Annotated in this window: 17 protein-coding genes and 1 pseudogene; 9 read left to right on the forward strand and 9 right to left on the reverse strand. The window is 58.6% G+C overall.

Annotated elements, in window-relative coordinates; genetic code table 11:
• Nucleotides 1-173: 173 nt before the first annotated feature.
• On the forward strand, nucleotides 174-1,607 hold the full coding sequence (locus tag FEZ21_RS15850) for an MFS transporter (RefSeq protein ID WP_003445975.1): 1,434 nt from the start codon (nucleotides 174-176) through the stop codon (nucleotides 1,605-1,607).
• Nucleotides 1,608-3,290 (forward strand): amidohydrolase, encoded by a 1,683-nt coding sequence (locus FEZ21_RS15855; protein ID WP_003445976.1) that lies wholly within the window; start codon nucleotides 1,608-1,610, stop codon nucleotides 3,288-3,290.
• 439 nt (nucleotides 3,291-3,729) lie between these two features.
• Here the strand turns inward: FEZ21_RS15855 and FEZ21_RS15860 are convergent.
• From FEZ21_RS15860 to FEZ21_RS15870, 3 genes and pseudogenes are all read right to left on the reverse strand, one after another.
• A pseudogene (locus tag FEZ21_RS15860) lies at nucleotides 3,730-3,861 on the reverse strand (glucarate dehydratase); the annotation flags it as partial.
• A 405-nt stretch (nucleotides 3,862-4,266) separates the two neighbouring features.
• Complete coding sequence (locus FEZ21_RS15865; RefSeq protein ID WP_160627792.1) at nucleotides 4,267-5,541, reverse strand: glucarate dehydratase family protein; 1,275 nt, start codon at nucleotides 5,539-5,541, stop codon at nucleotides 4,267-4,269.
• Nucleotides 5,538-6,923, reverse strand: coding sequence for an MFS transporter (locus tag FEZ21_RS15870; protein ID WP_160627794.1), 1,386 nt, complete (start codon nucleotides 6,921-6,923; stop codon nucleotides 5,538-5,540). Before FEZ21_RS15870 ends, FEZ21_RS15865 begins: the two co-directional genes overlap by 4 nt.
• Nucleotides 6,924-7,029: 106 nt before the next feature.
• On the opposite strand from FEZ21_RS15870, the gene FEZ21_RS15875 reads away from it, so the two are divergent.
• On the forward strand, nucleotides 7,030-7,932 hold the full coding sequence (locus FEZ21_RS15875) for a LysR family transcriptional regulator (protein ID WP_003445985.1): 903 nt from the start codon (nucleotides 7,030-7,032) through the stop codon (nucleotides 7,930-7,932).
• A gap of 185 nt (nucleotides 7,933-8,117) precedes the next feature.
• Entirely contained in the window at nucleotides 8,118-9,212 is a 1,095-nt protein-coding gene (locus tag FEZ21_RS15880; protein ID WP_238839956.1) for a lactonase family protein, read from the forward strand.
• Between the two features lie 21 nt (nucleotides 9,213-9,233).
• Here FEZ21_RS15880 and FEZ21_RS15885 read toward each other — a convergent pair whose 3' ends face one another.
• Both FEZ21_RS15885 and FEZ21_RS15890 read right to left on the reverse strand, forming a co-directional pair.
• Nucleotides 9,234-10,529 carry an EAL domain-containing protein gene (locus FEZ21_RS15885; protein ID WP_003445987.1) on the reverse strand — a complete coding sequence of 432 codons (1,296 nt, stop codon included), beginning with the start codon at nucleotides 10,527-10,529 and terminating at the stop codon, nucleotides 9,234-9,236.
• Nucleotides 10,530-10,647: 118 nt separating this feature from the next.
• Complete coding sequence (locus FEZ21_RS15890) at nucleotides 10,648-11,052, reverse strand: helix-turn-helix domain-containing protein (RefSeq protein ID WP_160627798.1); 405 nt, start codon at nucleotides 11,050-11,052, stop codon at nucleotides 10,648-10,650.
• An 80-nt stretch (nucleotides 11,053-11,132) separates the two neighbouring features.
• On the opposite strand from FEZ21_RS15890, the gene FEZ21_RS15895 reads away from it, so the two are divergent.
• Complete coding sequence (locus tag FEZ21_RS15895; protein ID WP_160627800.1) at nucleotides 11,133-11,627, forward strand: DUF2938 domain-containing protein; 495 nt, start codon at nucleotides 11,133-11,135, stop codon at nucleotides 11,625-11,627.
• A 937-nt stretch (nucleotides 11,628-12,564) separates the two neighbouring features.
• Here the strand turns inward: FEZ21_RS15895 and umuC are convergent.
• From umuC to FEZ21_RS15910, 3 genes are all read right to left on the reverse strand, one after another.
• Nucleotides 12,565-13,839, reverse strand: coding sequence for a translesion error-prone DNA polymerase V subunit UmuC (umuC, locus tag FEZ21_RS15900; protein WP_160627802.1), 1,275 nt, complete (start codon nucleotides 13,837-13,839; stop codon nucleotides 12,565-12,567).
• A complete protein-coding gene (locus tag FEZ21_RS15905; protein WP_003446004.1) occupies nucleotides 13,829-14,257 on the reverse strand; it encodes a LexA family transcriptional regulator in 429 nt (142 codons plus the stop codon). The genes umuC and FEZ21_RS15905 overlap by 11 nt, the downstream gene beginning before the upstream one ends.
• A gap of 301 nt (nucleotides 14,258-14,558) precedes the next feature.
• Complete coding sequence (locus tag FEZ21_RS15910; RefSeq protein ID WP_160627804.1) at nucleotides 14,559-14,822, reverse strand: hypothetical protein; 264 nt, start codon at nucleotides 14,820-14,822, stop codon at nucleotides 14,559-14,561.
• A gap of 302 nt (nucleotides 14,823-15,124) precedes the next feature.
• On the opposite strand from FEZ21_RS15910, the gene FEZ21_RS15915 reads away from it, so the two are divergent.
• The 4 genes from FEZ21_RS15915 to FEZ21_RS15930 all read left to right on the forward strand — a co-directional run bounded on the left by FEZ21_RS15915 (nucleotide 15,125) and on the right by FEZ21_RS15930 (nucleotide 18,824).
• Nucleotides 15,125-15,916 (forward strand): ABC transporter permease, encoded by a 792-nt coding sequence (locus tag FEZ21_RS15915; protein ID WP_100917183.1) that lies wholly within the window; start codon nucleotides 15,125-15,127, stop codon nucleotides 15,914-15,916.
• A 69-nt stretch (nucleotides 15,917-15,985) separates the two neighbouring features.
• Nucleotides 15,986-16,582 carry an ABC transporter ATP-binding protein gene (locus FEZ21_RS15920; protein WP_235972469.1) on the forward strand — a complete coding sequence of 199 codons (597 nt, stop codon included), beginning with the start codon at nucleotides 15,986-15,988 and terminating at the stop codon, nucleotides 16,580-16,582.
• A 54-nt stretch (nucleotides 16,583-16,636) separates the two neighbouring features.
• A complete protein-coding gene (locus FEZ21_RS15925; RefSeq protein ID WP_003446009.1) occupies nucleotides 16,637-17,743 on the forward strand; it encodes an LPS biosynthesis protein in 1,107 nt (368 codons plus the stop codon).
• Nucleotides 17,736-18,824: a polysaccharide biosynthesis/export family protein gene (locus FEZ21_RS15930; protein WP_037001841.1), complete on the forward strand. Its 1,089-nt coding sequence runs from the start codon at nucleotides 17,736-17,738 to the stop codon at nucleotides 18,822-18,824. Before FEZ21_RS15925 ends, FEZ21_RS15930 begins: the two co-directional genes overlap by 8 nt.
• A 107-nt stretch (nucleotides 18,825-18,931) precedes the next feature.
• Here FEZ21_RS15930 and FEZ21_RS15935 read toward each other — a convergent pair whose 3' ends face one another.
• On the reverse strand, nucleotides 18,932-20,065 hold the full coding sequence (locus FEZ21_RS15935) for an alpha/beta fold hydrolase (RefSeq protein WP_003446011.1): 1,134 nt from the start codon (nucleotides 20,063-20,065) through the stop codon (nucleotides 18,932-18,934).
• Nucleotides 20,066-20,220: the final 155 nt, after the last annotated feature.

Here is a 20,220-nt window from a genome sequence, read left to right on the forward strand (position 1 = left end):
CGATACGAAATCACGTATCAAACAATAAAATTTAATCATTATTTTTTTCAATTCTGCCTGTATAGGCTCCAGCCATCAGACCTCCTCGCCCGCCTGGAGGCTGATGTGCCGTGCAAGCCTCTCCAGGTGTTCGGGAGAGGACATAGACCAATAATAATGAGCAGGAAAAAACTATGAATGCCACCCAGGAAGTTGCCGCCCACAAAAGAGCCCGCAAGGCCGGAGTGGCCTCGTTCATCGGTACGACCATCGAGTGGTATGACTTTTATGCCTACGGCATTGCCGCTGCTCTGGTGTTCGGCAAAGTGTTCTTTCCCGCCGACCTGAACCCCGGCACCGCCACCATGCTGTCGTTTCTTACTTTGTGGGCCGGGTTTATCGCGCGCCCCATAGGCGGCATTATCTTCGGTCACCTGGGTGACAAGATCGGGCGCAAGACCACCCTGGTCATCACCCTGGTGATGATGGGCGTGGCCACCACCTGCATCGGCCTGTTGCCCACCTATCTGCAAATTGGTATCTGGGCCCCGATCGCACTGGTGGTGCTGCGGGTCATTCAGGGAATCGCGGTGGGTGGCGAATGGGGCGGTGCCATTCTGATAGCCAGCGAGAATGCGCCCAAGGGCAAGGGCATCCTGTATGCCGCTTTCGCCCAGCAGGGGTCCCCCGCCGGCAACCTGCTGGCGACCATCGTGTTCTTCGCCCTCAGCGCCCTGCCGGTCTCGGACTTCATGCTCTGGGGCTGGCGCATTCCGTTCCTGCTCTCCGCAGCACTGGTGATCGTCGGCATGGTGATTCGTCTCAAGCTCGAAGAGTCGGATGACATGAAGCGCCTGATGGAACAAAAGAAGACCGTCAAACTGCCCGTTGTGGCCGTGCTGCGCGACCACTGGCGGATTGTGCTGCTGTGTGCCGGCGTCCTGCCGATCATCCATGTCACTTACTTCAAGAGTACCTTTGCCCTGTCCTGGGCCACCAAGGAACTGGGCTACGCCCAAAGCACCTTTCTCAGCGTGATCATCATTTCTCTGGTGGTGCAGTTCCTGGTCCAGCCGTTCGGCGCGGTGCTGGTGTCAAAGATCGACATGCGCAAGGCCGTGGCCTTTATGGTGATCCCGGAGCTGTTGCTGATGCCGGCGATGTTCCTCGCGGTGGAAACCAAAATCTACTGGATCGCCGTGCTCGGCATGTGCCTGGCGACCATTCCCCATTCGATGTTTTACGGTGCAGTGGGCGGCATCCTGGCCCGGGCCTTCCCGACCAAGGTGCGCTACAGCGGACTGTCGGTCTCCTATCAACTGTGCTCATTGCTGGTGGGCGGTGCGACCCCGGTGCTGGCCCAGGGCATTCTCAACTCCACCGGCAGCATCATAGGCGTGGCGATTGCCTCGGCCTGCTACGCCCTGGTTTCGCTGGTGTGCATGCTGATGCTGCTCAAGCGTATTGGCCATACGGCCTCAGAACTGTCGACGGCCGAGCAGGCCGATGCCGATGAACTGGCACTTGATAGCGGCCCGGCACCCCGGTCGCAGCCGCGTACGGCGACAGACACCGGGGCAAAAAATGTCCTGACACCCATCGCAGCCACCCATACACCGGGGATTTGAATGAACGCCAACTATCTGCTTGCAGTGCTCGCCACGCTGACCGTCAACGCCAGCGCCGATCCGGCCAAAGTCGACGCCCAGGTGGTCTATACCAATGCCAATGTACTGACCGTGGACAAGGACAACAGTACGGCCCGGGCCGTTGCGGTGCGCGACGGGAAAATCCTCGCGGTGGGCGAGTCCGACGCCCTCGCCCGCTACATCGGGCCCGACACCCGGGTGGTGGATCTGCACGGCAAGACCATGATCCCCGGGATCTATGATGCCCACAGTCATTTTGCCAGTTCGAAAATCACCGGGACCTTTGTCGCCGACCTCAACAGCCCGCCCATCGGCGATGTGCGCAACATCGAAGATATCGTCGCGCGCCTCAAGGCCCAGCAGGCCAAGGTCGGCCCCGGGGACTGGATCAGCGGCGCCGGCTATGACGACACCCTGCTGGCCGAAAAGCGCCACCCGACCCGTGCCGATCTCGACCGGGTGTCCAGCACCCGGCCGATTTACATCACCCATGTCTCGGGGCATCTCACGGTCGCCAACAGTGCCGCTCTGGCCCTGGCCGGCATCACCGCCAGTACCCCCAACCCGCCGGGCGGGGTGATCCGCAAGGATGCCGACGGCCAGCCCAATGGCGTGCTGGAAGAGTCGGCCCTGGCCCTGGTGGGCAAACTGCGCCCGGCCCTGACCGAGCCCCTGCAACGGGAAGGCATCCGTCTTGCCGGCCAGTGGTATGCCGCCCACGGCGTGACCACCGCCAATCACGGCGCCGGCACCACCCCGGCACTGCTGAAAATGCTTGAAGATGCGGTGCAGGCCAAAGAATTGCCTATCCGGGTGATGACCTGGAGCAGCCTGGAAACCATGGACGCGGTGGACCAAGTTGCGCTGCCCAGCGGCATGATCAAGGTCGGCGGAGTCAAGGAGTTTTCGGACGGTTCAATTCAAGGCTATACAGGCTACCTGAGCGAGCATTACCACACCCCGTTCAATAACGACCTGACCTACCGCGGCTTCCCCCGTTTCAGCCGTGAGGAGCTGGCAGCCCGGGTGCTGGCCGTGCACAAATCCGGGCGCCAGATGATGATCCATGCCAATGGCGATGCGGCGATCGACGATGTGCTTTATGCCTATCGCAAGGCCCAGGAAACCTACCCGAGGGAGGATGCTCGGCAAGTGATCATCCACTCGCAGATGATGCGCGAAGATCAGCTCGACGAGGTCAAGCGACTCAATATAATTCCTTCGTTCTTCGTGCTGCACACCTACTACTGGGGCGACCGCCATCGCGATATATTCATCGGCAAGGACCGCGCGGAGCGCATCAGCCCCGCCCGTTCCGCCCAGGACAGAGGCCTGCGCTACACCATCCATACCGATACCCCCATCGTGCCGATGGAGCCGATGCGCCTGATCTGGTCGGCGGTGAACCGGGTGACCACCGGCGGCAAGGTGCTGGGTGCCGCGCAGCGTGTACCGGTGGCCGATGCCCTGCGCGCCACCACAATCAACGCGGCCCGGCAGAACTTCGAAGAGCAGGAGCGCGGCTCGATTGAGGTCGGCAAATACGCAGACCTGGTGGTCCTGTCGGACGACATTGCGACAGTCGACCCGATGAACATCAAGGACATCAAAGTGCTGGAAACCATCGTCGAGGGTAAATCCGTGTACCAGGCTCACGACTGATATTACTGGCCGCTCCCACCAAGCCCGGGCGTTGCACACAACCTGGACTACCTCGCGGTGGCATCACTGCATCGCTGGCAAGCCAGCTCCCACAAAGCCTGGGCGTTGCACACAACCTGGATTACCCCGCGGTGGCCTCACCGCCATCGCTGGCAAGCCAGCTCCCACAGGTACCGGGGAGCCGCATCACTCCACCCTTTGTGGGAGCCGGGCTTGCCCACGATGGCAGCACCGCGGTCCGGCAGTCATGTCGAATTGTCTGCATCGCTGGCAAGCCAGCTCCCACAGGTACCGGGGAGCCGCACCACTCTACCCTTTGTGGGAGCCGGGCTTGCCCGCGATGGCAGCACCGCGGGCCGGCAGTCATGTCGAATTGTCTGCATCGCTGGCAAGCCAGCTCCCACAATGCCCGGGCGTTGCACACAACCTGTAGCAGCGATCAAAAGCGCGGTTTGACTGCCTTCCACTCAGGCTTGTAACGCTGCATCTGCTTCACGTCATCGCGCTGGCGAATGCCGCAGCTGAGGAACTGGTCATGCAATCTGGCCAATTGCCCGTAGTCCAGTTCCAGNCAAGCCAGCTCCCACAGGTACCGGGGAGCCGCATCACTCCACCCTTTGTGGGAGCCGGGCTTGCCCGCGATGGCAGCACCGCGGGCCGGCAGTCATGTCGAATTGTCTGCATCGCTGGCAAGCCAGCTCCCACAGGTACCGGACAGCCGCACCACTCCACCCTTTGTGGGAGCCGGGCTTGCCCGCGATGGCAGCACCGCGGTCCGGCAGTCATGTCGAATTGTCTGCATCGCTGGCAAGCCAGCTCCCACAGGTACCGGGCAGCCGCACCACTCCACCCTTTGTGGGAGCCGGGCTTGCCCGCGATGGCAGCACCGCGGTCCGGCAGTAATGTCGAATTGTCTGCATCGCTGGCAAGCCAGCTCCCACAATGCCCGGGCGTTGCACACAACCTGTAGCAGCGATCAAAAGCGCGGTTTGACTGCCTTCCACTCAGGCTTGTAACGCTGCATCTGCTTCACGTCATCGCGCTGGCGAATGCCGCAGCTGAGGAACTGGTCATGCAATCTGGCCAATTGCCCGTAGTCCAGTTCCAGCCCCAGACCCGGAGCCCGCGTGACTTTCACGCAACCGTCGACAATCGGCACTTTGCCACCCTTGATCACCTCTTCGTCCGGCTCCTGCCAGGGGTAATGGGTGTCGCAGGCATAGTCCAGGTTTGGCACCGAGGCCGCGACATGGGCCATGGCCATCAGGCTGATGCCCAAATGCGAGTTGGAGTGCATGGACACGCCCAGACCAAAGGTCTGGCACATTTTGGCCAGCACCTGGGTGTCACGCAGCCCGCCCCAGTAATGGTGGTCGGCCAGCACAATCTGTGTGCTGTTGAGGGCCACGCTGCGGCGGAACTCATCGAAGTCGGTGACCACCATGTTGGTTGCCAGTGGCAAGCCGGTGCGCCGGTGCAATTCGGCCATGCCCTCCAGACCCGGGGTCGGGTCTTCGTAATACTGCAGATCGTCACCCAGCAATTGCGCCATGCGAATGGCCGTTGGTAACGACCAGTTGCCATTCGGATCAATGCGCAGCGGGTAGCCGGGAAAAGCTTTTTTCAGCGCCTTGATGCACGCCACTTCCTGCTCCGGGGGCAGTGTCCCGGCCTTGAGCTTGATGCTTTTGAAGCCGTAGTCCTCAATCATGCGCCGGGCCTGGGCGACGATTTGTGCTTCGTTCAGTGCCTCGCCCCAGGCGTCGGCCTTGTAGGGTGAATCAATATGCTCGGCGTATTTGAAGAACAGGTAGGCACTGAAGGGAATCTCATCGCGCACCGCGCCGCCGAGCAGGTCCACCAGCGGCACCTTCAGGTAATGCGCCTGCAGGTCAAGAAACGCCACTTCAAAGGCCGAATAGGCGTTGCTCACCGCTTTGCTGGCATGGGAGCCGGGGGCCAGTTCCGCCCCCGCCATGCTCCGCGGTTTATTGGCCGCCACTGTGGCCTGCACAATGGCCCGCAACTGATTGAGATTGAACGGATCGAGACCTATGAGTTGCTCCTGCAACTGCTGCTGGATGGCCAGTGCCGGAGCATCGCCGTAGCTCTCGCCCAGGCCAATGTAGCCATTGTCGCTCTCGATCTCGATGATCGAGCGCAGGGCAAAGGGTTCATGAATGCCGCTGGCATTGAGCAGCGGCGGGTCCCGGAAAGCGATGGGGGTGACAGTGACGCGTTGGATTTTCAAGAAGCGGCTCCTGCTGGATCAGTTTTCAAAGGGTTATGCCGGGACGGGGTAATGGCTGCGCAGGCCTCGGGCTGGATGGCAAGGAACTGATTGCGCGGGGTCATACGGACAAAAAAGATCACCGCTGCCGCCACCAGTGAAGTGGCCGCCAACCCGTACAGGCCGCCTTCGATAGAGCCGGTGCTCTGCTCCAGAAAACCGAACGCGGTGGGCGCCACAAACCCGCCCAGATTGCCGATGGAGTTGATCAGGGCAATTACCGCGGCAGCGATGCGCGCATCGAGGTAGCCCTGTGGAATCGGCCAGAACAAAGCCGAGGCGGCCTTGAAGCCAATGGCCGCAAAACAGATGGCAACGAAGGCGAATACCGGCCCGCCGATGGTGGACATGAACATGCCCAGCGCCGCGATTACCAGAGTCAGCGCCACCCAGGCCTGCTGGTGTTTCCATTTGCTGGCCAAAGCCGCGAAGCCGTACATCGCGACGATGGAAATCAGCCACGGAATCGAGTTGAACAGCCCGACTTGAAAGTCGCCGAAGCTGCCCATCTTTTTGATCATGCTCGGCAGCCAGAACGTCGCGCCATAGATGGTCAGGGCAATCGAGAAATAGATTAAACAGAACAGCGCGATCTGTTTGTCGGCCAGCAATTTGAACATCGACGGCCTGACCGTCTGCACGCTTTCCCGGGCCTGCTGCTCCAGTACGATGGCCCCCAGCAATGCAGCCTTCTCTTCTTCGCTCAGCCATTTCGCCTGGCGCGGGTGCGACTGCAGCCAGAACCAGACGAAGGCACAGAGCACGATCGAGGCAAAGCCTTCAATCAGGAACATCCATTGCCAGCCATGCAGGCTCATGCCGCTGACATTGAGCAACGCCCCGGACACCGGCCCCGAGATCACCGAAGCAATGGCCGAGCCGCTGAGAAAGATCGCCATGGCCTTGCCGCGTTCGGTCGACGGCAGCCATTGGGTGAAGTAGTAAATGATCCCGGGAAAGAACCCCGCTTCAGCGGCGCCGAGAATAAAGCGCAATACATAGAAACTGGTTTCGCCGCGCACAAAGGCCATCGCCATTGCCGCTGCGCCCCAGGTAAACATGATGCGTGTCAGCCAGGCGCGGGCGCCATAGCGTTGCAGCAGCAGGTTGGAGGGCACTTCGAATATCGCGTAACCAACAAAGAACAGCCCGGCCCCCAGGCCATAGGCGGCAGCGCCAATGCCCAGGTCGGTTTCCAGGTGGCTGCGGACAAAGCCGATATTGACCCGGTCGATGTAGTTGACGATGAACATCACCACAAACAGGGGCAAGACATGACGCTTGACCTTGGCCGCGGCGCGGGCAAGCACCGTGGGGTCTGGCAGACTCTGGAGGGTATTCAAGGGGGACTCCCGATCATTGTTTTTTTAGGGACAGGGCGATCATGGACGCGGACATTGTTCCCGGTCTAATCTAACTTGGCACTGGATTGATACCGGAATTAGATCAATGTTCGAACTGACCCAACTGCGTTGCTTCACCACGGTGGCCACCGAGCTCAACTTCCGGCGTGCCGCCGAGCGGCTGAATATGACCCAGCCGCCCCTCAGCCGACAGATTCAACTGTTGGAGCATCACCTGGGAGTCGAGCTGTTCACCCGTACCACCCGCAGCGTCGCCCTGACCGCTGCCGGGCGGGCATTTTTCATCGAAGCCCAGAACTTGCTGGAACGCGCCCAACAAGCCGCGATCACCGCGCGGCGCTTCGCTGAAGGCGACATTGGCACGGTCAACATCAGTTTCGTCGGTAGCGCAGTGTATGAATTTTTGCCCAAGGTCATCGCCGAGGCCCGGCTCAAGCAGCCCCAGGTCAAAATTGATCTGTCAGAGATGAACACCTATCAGCAACATGAAGCGTTACGCGCGTGGCGCATCGACCTTGGCATCGCCCGCGCGCCCCTGCTGGAGCCCGGCTACGCCACTGAATGCCTGGTACGCGAGCCGTTCGTGCTGGCGGTGCCCGGCAGCCACCCACTGGCCAGCGCTGCTAGCGTGAATGTCAAAGACCTCGATGCACAGCCCTTCCTGATGTACTCCCATGCCGCCTACCCGCCCTTCAACGAACTGCTGACCGGCACCCTGCGCTCTGCCCGCGTGACCCCGCAGTACGTGCAGTGGCTGGGCTCGTCACTGACCATTCTGGCGCTGGTCAATGCGGCGATGGGCCTGGCCCTGGTGCCGCGTTGCGCCTCCAGCGTGGCGTTCAAGAATGTGGTGTTTCGCGATATCGATCTGGGCGAAGGGGTGCAGAGCGAACTGCATCTGATCTGGCGCGAAAACAATGACAACCCGGCATTCGCGATGTTGCTGGAAGGGATACGGCGGGCAGCACGGGACGGCTGGGGCCTGTAGGCATTGAGGGACAAGACGCTACCGGCGATGCACCCTGACGGGCACCGCAAGCACCCATAAACTGATTGACAGGACAATGATAGCCACCTAACAATCCAGCAAAGAGGTACGACAACATACAACAATAAGGAAGCCTTCTGATGCTGCGAGCTACACCCCTGAAAACCTTGACTGGCGCCGTGCTTATGAGCCTGACTCAGCTGAGCTGGGCCAGTACCTATGTCTACGTGTCCAACGCCACCGATGGCACCCTGAGCAGTTATACGTTGACTGCACAGGGTCAACTGCAGCCCCTGGCCACCACCGAAGCCGGCCCGGGGGTGATGCCCCTGGCCCTGAGCCCCGATCACAGCAAGCTCTATGCGTCCATTCGCGGCAAACCCTATGCCATGGCCACCTTCGCCATCGATCCTGAAAACGGTGCACTCAAGCACCTGAAGAACTCGACCGTGGCCGACAGCCTGGCCTATATCTCGACCGACAAGAACGGCCATTACCTGTTTGGCGCCTCGTACGGCGAGGATCTGGTCAGCGTCAATATGATCAATGCCGACGGCATCGTGACCGATGACGTGCAGCAGGTGATCAAGACCGGGCCTAACGCCCATTCGATCATTGTCGATGGCACCAACCGTTTCGTGTACGCCGCCAATCTGGGCGCCGATCGCCTGCTGGAGTTCAAATTCGATGCCGCCAGCGGCAAACTCACGCCCCTGGGTCAGGTTCAGTTGCCTGAAGGCAGCGGTCCGCGTCATCCAGTGATTTCGGCAGACAACCGTTTCCTCTATTTGCTTAACGAAATGGCCGGCAGCGTCACCACCTTTGCCATCGACCCGAAAACCGGACGCCTGACCGAGCTCGGCGATGTCAGTGCAATACCGGCGGACTCCGGCCTGGTACGCGGTGTCGCCCGCCCGATGATCAAACCCGGCCAGCCGACCCCGCCGCCACTGGCGTCCAATCTGATCTGGGCCGCCGATATCAAGCTGACCCCGGACGCACGCCACCTCTACACCTCCGAGCGCACTGGCAGCACGGTCAGCGTGTTTGCCATCGACAGCAAGACGGGGCTGCCCGGCTTTGTGCAGAACATTAAAGTCGAGCAACAACCACGGGGCATTGCGCTAGATCCCTCGGGACAATGGTTGCTGGTGAGCGGGGAGAAAAGCCCGCAGGTCGGGGTGTACGCCATTGACCCTGAAGACGGCACCCTCTCGCGCCACGCCACTGCACCTTCGGGCAAGGGCGCGAACTGGGTGCAGGTGGTGAGCTACCCCTGATATTGCCCGGGCAGCGAGCCTTCAGATAAAGCTGCGGGGTTCACGCAACAAGGGTTCCAGTTCTCTTGCGGGTAACGGCCGGCAAAACAGGAACCCTTGCAGCTGGTCGCAACCGTTGTCGCTCAAAAACGCCAGCTGATCGCGGGTTTCCACGCCTTCGGCGATGACTTTCATATCAAGACTGCGGGCCAGTTCAATGATGGTGCGGGCAATCGCTGCATCCTGCGGGTTGCGGGTGATTTCGCGGATATAGGAGATGTCAATTTTCAGCTTGTCGATGGGAAAACGCACCAGCGAAGCCAGGCTCGAATAGCCCGTGCCAAAGTCATCGATGGAGATGTTGATCCCGATTTCCTTGAGTTTTAACAAGCTGGCGATGGTGCGCGGCGTATTCACCATCAGCGAGCTCTCGGTGAGCTCGACTTCCAGCCATTTGGCGTCAACCCGGTGCGCGCCGAGGGACTGCTGAATGTCATGGATCAGGTCGCCCTCGAGCAACTGCTGAGCCGATACGTTCACCGCCACCGGCACCACATCCAGACCGGCGCGCTGCCAGTTGGCAATTTGCCGGCAGACCGTGTCGATGACCCACTGCCCGACCTCTGAGATCAGCCCCAGGCTCTCAAGCACGGGAACAAAAACTCCCGGCGAGATAGTCACCAGCCCCGGTCGGTACCAGCGCAACAGCGCCTCCACCCCGCAAATCTGACCGTCAGCCAGACCGATTTTGGGTTGGTAAACCAAATCCAGAGCCTGCTTGCGCACCGCGTCGCGCAATGCCGCTTGCATCTGCTGCTGCTCGATATCCAGCGCTGTGAAATGCTCGATCGCACTGGTGCGGTTGATCTCGGTACTGGCCTTATGACTCAGACCGAACCCGGAGGAGTCTTGTTCAACATGCCGTTCCAGCACAGGGTCAACCCGAAAGTCGCCAAATGCCTTGAGCCTTAACTGGTTACGCACCCGCACCCACAGTTCGGTATTGGACACCGGCTTGCTGAGGAAGTCCTCGGCCCCGGCCTCCAGGCCAGAGATGCGGGCACTTTGATCCCCGGGCTCGGAAAGCATGATGATCGGGATATTGGCGGTCAAACTGTTGCTCTTGAGCTGGCGGGCAACTTCATAACCATCCATGCCCGGCATTTTGATATCCAGCAGGATCAGATCCGGTATGTGTTGCTGTGCGACAGTCAGCGCTTCTGCGCCGCAGCTGGAGGTAAGCGTGTAATAACCCTGATTGAGCAACAGGGTGTCGAGCAAGGTGCGCATCTGGACTTCATCGTCAACGATCAACAGTGTGGCGGGCACAGTGGACATGTAAAGCCCTCAAGGGAAGAGGCTATTTCTACCTCGCGGACTGCCTTGTCCATCGTTGAGAATCGCCGGTTAGAGAATGAGTAAAGCACCCTTGAGGGCATTACTCCACGGGCTCATCTCAATGTTTTGATCCTCCCCTGGCGGCAGTCTCCAGCAGCTGCTGAAAGCTCGGGCACTCCACATGACTGGCCGCAGGGCAGACCGCTGCACGCCTCAGTTCATCCCGTGCGGCACTGAGCCGGACAATCACCTGCTCCAGCTCATCGGCCTTTGCCAACAGCTGCGCGCGATCAAGCGCCGGCCTGCCATCTGCGCTGACCATATGTGCGATGTCATCCAGTGAAAAAGTCAGTGACTGGGCGAGCGCGATCAATGACAGTTTTTCCAGCACATCCGCGCGAAACACCCGGCTCAAGCCCCGTCGTCCTATGGAGCGGATCAGCCCTTTCTCTTCGTAGTAGCGCAAAGTCGATGCCGCGACACCCGAACGCCTTACCACCTCTCCAATGACCAGCTCTTTCATGCTTGACCTCAAGTCGGCTTGAACTTGCACACTTGTCAATTCAAGCAATCAGAAGACATGACAGGCAAGGGATAATTGAAATGACCATGGTTGAAATCATTATTAACGCAGCCGCCCTGGGTATAGGCGCGACCCTGTTCATGGACCTTGTGGCCGCGATCAAAACCCGCGCCTTCAAGATCCCGTCCCTCGACTACCGGCTCGTCGGCCGCTGGCTGGGGCATATGCTGCAGGGGCAATTCCGTCACACCTCGATTGCAGCCGCCGCCCCAATGCGCAATGAACGCCTTGCGGGCTGGGTTTTTCACTACCTGACCGGCATCATTTTCGCCGCAGCACTGGTGGCCGTTGCCGGCAGCGCCTGGCTCCAACACCCGAGCCTGCTGCCCGCCCTGATTACCGGCGTCATCAGCGTCGCTGCGCCCTGGCTGATCATGCAGCCCGCCTGGGGCATGGGCATTGCTGCTGCAAACACCCCCAAACCCTGGGTGGCGCGACAAAGAAGCCTGGTCACCCACCTGACCTTCGGCCTTGGGCTGTATATAACCGGCCTGGCCTTGGTCAAATACCTCTAAGACAGCAACCAACACCGATCACCTTTTGTGGGAGTCGGGCTTGCCCGCGATGGCTGCGCCGCGGTCCGGGAGGTATGTCGAGTTGTCTGCATCGCTGGCAAGCCAGCTCCCACAGATCACCCTTTGTGAGAGCCGGGCTTGCCAGCGATGGCTGCACTGCGCTCCGACAGGTATGTCGAGTTGTCTGCATCGCTGGCGAGCCAGCTCCCACAGGTACCGGGGAACCACACCACTCCACCCTTTGTGAGAGTCGGGCTGCCCGCGATGGCAGCACCGCAGTCCGGCAGGTATGCCGAGTTGTCTGCATCGCTGGCAAACCAGCTCCCACAGATACCGGGGAGCCACACCACTCCACCCTTTGTGGGAGCCGGGCTTGCCCGCGATGGCAGCACCGCGGTCCGGCAGTAATGTCGAGTTGTCTGCATCGCTGGCGAGCCAGCTCCCACAGATACCGGGGAGCCACACCACTCCACCCTTTGTGAGAGTCGGGCTTGCCCGCGATAGCTTCACCGCGGTCCGGCAGGCATGTCGAGTTGTCTGCATCGCTGGCAAGCCAGCTCCCACAGGTACCGGGGAGCCACACCACTCCACCCTTTGTGAGAGCCGGGCTTGCCCGCGATGGCTGCACCGCGGTCCGGCAGGTATGTCGAGTTGTCTGCATCGCTGGCGAGCCAGCTCCCACAGGTACCGGGGAGCCATACCACTCCACCCTTTGTGGGAGTCGGGCTTGCCCGCGATGGCTGCACCGCGGTCCGGCAGGTATGCCGAGTTGTCTGCATCGCTGGCAAGCCAGCTCCCACAGGTACTGGGGAGCCACACCATTCCACTCTTTGTAGGAGCCGGGCTTGCCCGCGATGGCTGCGCCGCAATCCGGCAGGTATGCCGAGTTGTCTGCATCGCTGGCGAGCCAGCTCCCACAGGTCCCGGGGAGCCGCACCTACGACACCCGCCACAGCTGATCCAGTCGGGTGGTGTAGCCCTGACTCATCAACTCCCGGCGCATGCCCCAGGCTGGATTCACCGGCACGCTGGCAGCCCGTAGCGTGCCCCTGCCCCAACGCTGATTAATCGCATCCAGCACCGACATCACCCGGGTCGCCTCCGCCGGCTGATTAAGCGCAAACAAATCATCGGAGAACTCTCCCGGCTGGCGCAGGTCCAGCAACATCACTTCAGCCTTGCTGTACCTGAAACCCGGCTGAAACACGCTATCCACAGCATCAACCGCGGCCTTGGTCAGCAGCCGTACATCATCGGTCGGGTATGGCAATGTCACTACCACCCCCTTGGCATACTTGGCTTCGTCAGGGTTGAACATGCCCGTGCGAATACTTACCCGCACCTTGCTGCAATAGGAGTTCTGCGCGCGGAGCTTTTCTGAAGCCCGCATCATATAAGTGGCCACCGCCTCTTTAATTGGCGCCACGCTGGTCAGACGCTTGCCAAACATGCGACTGCAGCAGATTTCCTGCCTGGGAGGATCAGGTTCGTCCAGCTCCAGGCACGGCGTGCCCGACAGCTCCCGGGCGGTTTTCTCGATTACCACACTGAACCTCTTGCGCAACATCCACGGCTCAGCGCTGGCCAGGTCCATGGCCGTGCGAATCCCCATCCCCTGCAGATGAGCCGTCATCCGCCGCCCTACTCCCCACACCTCGCTCACCGCCGTATTACGCAATACCCAGTGCCGCTGATGCTCACCACACAGATTGACCACCCCGCCGGTTTGCTCCTGTAAGCGTTTGGCCGTGTGATTGGCCAGCTTGGCCAGGGTTTTGGTGTGCGCAATCCCGACCCCGACCGGGATCCCCGTGCACTGCAGGACACGGCTGCGCAACTGGCAACCCATGGCGCTGGCATCGGCAATACCGGTCAAATCGGCAAAACACTCATCGATGCTATAGACCTCCACCGCCGGCACCTGCGCCTCGATCAGGCTCATCACCCGCTCGCTCATGTCGCCATACAGCGCATAGTTCGACGAAAATGCCACGATACCCAGCTGCTCCAGCCGGTGCTTGATCTGAAAGTACGGCTCACCCATCTTGATGTGGGGTTTGGCGTCATAACTGCGGGCGATGACGCAGCCATCGTTATTGCTCAGCACCACAATCGGTACTTTCGCCAGATCCGGGCGAAACACCCGCTCGCAACTGGCATAAAAGCTGTTGCAATCGATCAGGGCGAACACCGGATCGCACTTAATGGCCATGGTTGCGCACGCTATAGGTGATCACGCCCCAGATCGAAAGGTCATCGCCTTCCATCACATAGCGATCCGGGTATCTGGGGTTCTCTGAACCCAGAATGACCCTCTTGCCCCGCAGGCACAGACGCTTGCAGACCGGATCATTATTGAGCAGCGCGACCACCACATGCCCGTGGGCAGGCTCGATGGAGCGGTCAACCACTGCCACATCCCCGGCAAAAATCCCGACGCCCTGCATGCTGTCGCCATCGATCGTCACCAGATAAACATGCGGAGCCCGCACGTTAAGCACTTCATCCAGCGAGATTTGCTTATCCATATGATCCGTCGCCGGTGACGGAAACCCGGCAGGAATCTTGAACGAGCACATCGGCAGGCGAATGCCACCTTCAGCAAGAGGACCCAAAACAGTGAAGCCCATGACACGCGCCCTTTAGTTAGCTGTATGTATATACAGTTAACTGTGTAGAGCGAATCCGGTCAATTGTTCAGGCCGAGATTTCGACGGATGGATCATGGCCACACCCCGGGCATCAGCCTTCAAGCAACGTAGTGGCCCGACTGAGATCGATTGCTGGGGGACCAACACAACACGGTTCCATGTACCGCAGACAGCAGTTGCGGGCTGTCATTTCCCCAAACGCAAAAATACCCGCGCAGACGGTCTATCCTCAGTAAGGAGCAAGGCGCAGGGGCCGTCGCAAGTTTGTAACTTTCGAGGGTTATACGGGTAGTACAGCAAAAGGAATCCAAAAATGATCTGGATCACCGTTATTTGCACTGTCGTCACCGTCACCCTCCTTGGCGCCCTGATAAATGCCTGGCGGATCCACCTCAATAAGAACGTGGAACTTCACTGACAGACGGGCACCCGTGAAAACTGCGACCGCAGTCATGCCGGCAGCCGAACTGTCTTTCGCTACACAGCAAAGCCTCAGCGCAAACCTGTTTTTCTCAAAACGGGCAATGACACCCAATAAATTCAAGAAAAAACAACTCGAATCCAGCCCCGGCAGTGGTTTTTGGATATTGCGCTGAACTCTTTATAATTTCTTGTGTCTCGAGAAATCACCCGCCGCTTTAATATGCGATTCACAATAATTTTAGGAGCTGTCCTGTATACAAAGGCGCTTCTTTATTGACGCTCATACTACGAAACGATTAATCTCCCTGCCCCCAGAACATGGAAGACTCTCGAATCCCGGCTTTACCGCGCGGGGTTCTGCATTTCCTGAAAATGAATTCCCCGGCGCATTCATTTGCGCGGCTCTGCATTGCGGTAAACATATTGAAGCCTCGATCCTCGCTCCAGATTCAAAAATCGGTGATCTTCGCCCTGGTGCTGCGCGAAGCCCGGGCACGTTTTGGCGTGCGACGCATGGGCGCCGTATGGACTCTCATCGAGCCCATATGCCACCTGCTTATCTTCAGTATTTTATTCGCGGTCATTCGTGGACGTACCGTCGCTGACGTTGAGTACCCGGTATTTGTCCTGGTCGCGATGGCTCCCTTCCTGCTCTACCGCAACACCGCCTTGCGCCTGATGGACAGCCTGCGGGAAAACCGCTCGCTGTTTGGCTACAAGCAAATCAAGCCTCTGGACACCTATGTCGCCCGGGTACTGGTGGAAACCTGCATCAGTGCCACGGTGTACGCGATTCTGGTATTTGCTTTCGCGTGGTACGGCTTCGACATGTCGGTGGCCAACCCGCTGATGTGGGTGACGACACTGGCCGTGGGCCTGTTGTTTGCGTTTAGCTTGGGCATGGTACTGGCATTGATCACCCATGCCCTGCCCAGCCTGAAGGTGGTCATTCGCATGGCCTTTTTCCCGCTGTATTTCATTTCCGGCGTATTGGTACCTGCTGCTTACCTGCCACAAGCGATGATGCCGGTGTTGCTGCTAAACCCTTTCCTGCACATTGTCGAGCTGATCCGCGCTGAGGTCTTGCCGCACTACACCCCTGTGGATGGCGTGTCGGAAGGTTACGTGATCTGCATCACGATAGTGCTGCTGTTTATTGCCATGGGTAGCTATCGCGCACGCCGCTTGCACCTGGTTTCCACGAAGAACGGATGAGTACAGGCCAACGTGTTCGAACTTAGAAACGTTACCAAATCCTACTTGACTCCGAAGGGACGTCGGTATGTGTTCCGCAACCTCTCGTTGTCGATTCCGCCAGGCAAGAATATCGGCCTTATCGGACGCAACGGTGCAGGCAAATCGACCCTGATGCGCCTGCTTGGCGGTGCCGATATCCCTGACTCCGGGTCCGTTGCTACAGACAGGAGTATTTCCTGGCCGGTAGGCTTGACGGGCGGTTTTCAAGGCAGCATGACCGGCCGGGAAAACATCAAGTTTGTCTGCCGCGTCTACGGCGCAATGGGCGACGACATGCGCGACAAGATCCGCTACGTTCAGGAATTTGCCGAAATCGGCGACTGGATCGACGAGCCCATCAAGACCTATTCCTCCGGAATGCGCTCTCGAGTGGCCTTTGGCCTGAGCATGGCCTTCGATTTTGATTACTACCTGATCGACGAAGTGATGTCCGTCGGCGATGCACAGTTCAAACGTAAATGTGCCGACGTATTCCAGGAAAAATTACAGCAGTCAAAAGTCGTGCTGGTGACCCACAACATGAATGAAGTTCAAAAAATCTGCGACATCGTACTGCTGGTTCGCAATGGCGAGATCCAGGTTTACGAAGACGTAGCCGAAGGCATCAAAGCCTACAACGCCTGACTTCATACTCTCTTTTATAAAGCAGAACCGTTCGACTTCAAGGATGCATCACATATGAGCAGCAAGGGTAAACTCAGACGCTGGCGCCTGGCTATCGGCCTGGTGATTTTGCCAATGGTACTGGCGGCCATTTACTACGGCATATTCGCCGCCGATCGCTATGTCAGCAGTGCACAGGTCGTCGTTCGTCAGGACGGTGGCAACCAGGCCGCCGCCATGCCTGGCCTGGCTACCCTGCTGACCGGCACCAACCCCGCGTCCAGGGAAGAGACGCTCTACCTGCGCGAATACATCGGGTCAATGGACATGATGTTGTTGCTCGAAGAGCGCCTGCACTGGATCGAGCAATATGCCGCCCAGCGCAGCGACATGTTCTTCTGGCTCAACAAGGACGCCTCGCGCGAAGACCTGCTCAGCTACTACCAGCGCATGGTAACCGCCCACTACGACGAAACTACCGGCCTGTTGCGGGTTGAAGTGCAAGCCTTTACCCCCGAGCTTTCGGAGCAAATGCTGCGCACCATACTTTCCGCCAGCGAGAACTTCGTAAACGAAGTCAGCCACAGCATTGCCCGCGAACAAATGACCTTCGCCAAAAGTGAGCTGGAAACCGCAAGGCTTCAATACGCCGATCGCAAAGCCGAACTGATCGACTTCCAGAACACCAACAAAGTGCTCGATGGCGCAAACACTGCACAAAGCCGTGCCACCATCATTTCCGACCTCGAAGCCCAGCACACCAAAGAACAGGCCGTGTTGACCGAGATGCAGTTCAAGCTTCGCGCCGATTCGCCGCAAGTGAAACAGCAGAAGCAAAGGGTTAGCGCCATCGCCCAGCAACTGGCCAAGGAAAAACGCCTGCTGGTGTCGTCAACGGACGGCTCCCAGCTGAACGTAGTCGCCTCAGCCTTCCAGCAACTGACACTGGATGCAGGCATCGCCGAAGCCAGCTACAAAACCGCAGTAGCTGCGCTCGACAATGCACGGATTGAAGCCAGCAAAAAGATCCGCACCCTGGTGACGGTCGTAAGCCCGAACACCCCGCAACAGGCACTGTACCCAGAGCGTCTGTATAACCTGGCAACTATCTTGCTCGGCCTACTGATGCTGTACGGCATTACTCGCTTCATCCTGGCTTCGATCGAGGATCACCGTGATTAAATCCCTTACTCTCTCCCACTCGTTCCACCTGAAACTGGCAACAGTGGCCCTGGCGATCCTCGGCCTCTCGGGCTGCAGTGGCGTGATATCCGGCGCTGGCCCTTACAAGGGTGCCATCGAGTCCGAGAACACGACCTACAATCTGGTGGAGATCAACGCCAACACCATCGCACCTTATATGCGTGGTGCCGTGCGCCCGATGCAAGCCAACATCGCAAAACCGCTCGCCCCCTCGGCGCGACTGATGCCCGGTGATGTCCTGAGCATCCTGATCACCGACAACGCACCGGAGGGCTCGGCGCTATTTGCCCCGCTGTCCACTGGCGGCACTCAGCTTAAAACACGCATCAACGACCAGGGCACGATTTCACTGCCCTATGTAGGCCAGCCTTTTGTGGCAGGCCTGACCCTCACCCAAGTTGAGGCATTGATCGTCAAGCAGCTCAAAGGCATGACCACCGACGTGCAAACCCACGTCGAACTGGTTGGCGACCTGTCAGGCTCGGTACTGGTTGCGGGCGCAGTCAAGTCCCCGGGGCGCTTCAGCACCCTGCAAGGGCCTTTGACCTTGCTCGATGCCGTCAACCAGGCGGGCGGACCGGTAATGGAACCGCATCTGGTCAACGTTACCGTGCGTACCGGTAGCCAGGTTCAACAGTTCAATTACGAAGACATTCTGGCCGGCAACAACATGGTGCTGCGCCCGAACTCGGAAGTCATACTCGAACGCGCCCGTCAGCGCTTCGTGGCCATGGGCGCCGTGGCTGAGCCAGGACTGAAAGATCTGCCAGCGCAAAATACCAGCTTGCTGGATGCCCTGAGCAGTGTCGGCGGATTGAAAGAAGGCAGCGCCAACCCTGAAGGCGTATTTATATTCCGCATGGGCGAAGGCAAACAGGCCAAACCTACCGTTCTGCGCCTCGACATGCGCGACCCGGCAGCGATCTTCTATGCTCGTCAGGTCGTGATCAAGCCGGATGACACCATCTATGTCACCAACTCGGCAGTGCATGAATGGCAAAAAATCATCAGCCCTGTTGTGCAGACGATGATGCTAGGCCGAGTAACAGGTATTCAGTAAACGGAAAAATACTGCCGTTAAACAAAAACGCCAAGACCCTAGGTCTTGGCGTTTTTGTTTGGAGAAATCCATTACAGCCCTGAAAAGGTATGGCGATGCCGTAACAATCAGGCCGCCAGCTTGGCCAGACGAGGTTCTATTTTCTCTGCATCCCCGCCATGCTCAAGAGCTTCGAGCAAGTACTGCCTTGCCATCTGAAGATTCCCCTCTCTCGCATATATATCCGACAGCATCATCAACACAGTGTGAGCCGTTGGATTACGTTTCAGATAGGCCATAAAGTGCACTTTCGCATACCCATGGCGCTTATTAAGCATCAATGCCCGGCCGAGACGATAACGCGCCCCCATGTAATGCGGTGCCGAGCCGACAGACATAAGCAATGGCGCCAGAGCCTCTTCTATCCGCTTGACCTCCAACAAACTTGTGCCCAGCAGATAGTTTGAGTATTCATGCCTTGGATCAAGCTTGAGCGCAACGGCTGCTTCGAGCTCAACTTTTAGCCAGTCCTTTTCCTGGAAGGCCAGAAACGTTTTATAGAGCGCCCTGACCAGAGGCCCGTTACTCACCGAGGCACCGGCCTCGATAATTTCCGGCAGCGGCTGATCGTCGGCCCACAGGGCAATAAACTCAGACAAACCATAATGATCTTTAATAAAAGGCGCACCACCATGACCAACACCCGTCAAGGTAATGGTCTTAACTTGCTTCATGTCCTGAATATGCGCAGCTGAAAGCAAATCAAGAGAGTCACACTCGCCTGCAATTTGCAAAATTTCAACTTTCGAGGCCTCAATCAGCGGACGCAGATCGGGAAATGCAAGGGGAACATTTTTAGGCATTCGCTTCAGACTGCGACTGCCCTTAATTTTCAGCTTGGTATCGTAACCAAAGGCCAGCACTTTTGCATCCAGGGCAGCGCCATATAAAACCGCACCATAACCACCCATGCTGACGCCCACAAAAAACACCTCGTCAACTTGTAAGTATTGAACAAGGGACTTTAGCTTTTCTACGGTGCCTTCATGGCTGTCACCAAAACCGGGGATCCCTTGTTGGTACCATTCGTTCCGACCGTTATTAAAGAACAACAAGTGAGACGACTGGGCATTCGCAACGTGCCAAAAATCAAATTTCCCGTCGGTTTTATCTGTACCCGCCAAAAAAACCATGAGACGCCTGGAGCCTGCACGCTCAACGATCTTGAAATGCTTACCTTCCATCTCCGAAAACGTGTCCATACCAACAAACCTATTATTTAATAAAAGTCGAGACCTGGAATGCATCTCACATACGCACAAGCAGTTCACAGGCGTGTGAGCACCTGCCCTCACTCGACAAAGGAGACCTCCCCCCGAGAAGGTCTACCTTTTTACATCAAAACGGCAGGTTTCTC

The sequence above is a fragment of the Pseudomonas sp. 9.1(2019) genome (assembly GCF_009910445.1).
Classification (GTDB): Bacteria; Pseudomonadota; Gammaproteobacteria; order Pseudomonadales; family Pseudomonadaceae; genus Aquipseudomonas; species Aquipseudomonas paraversuta.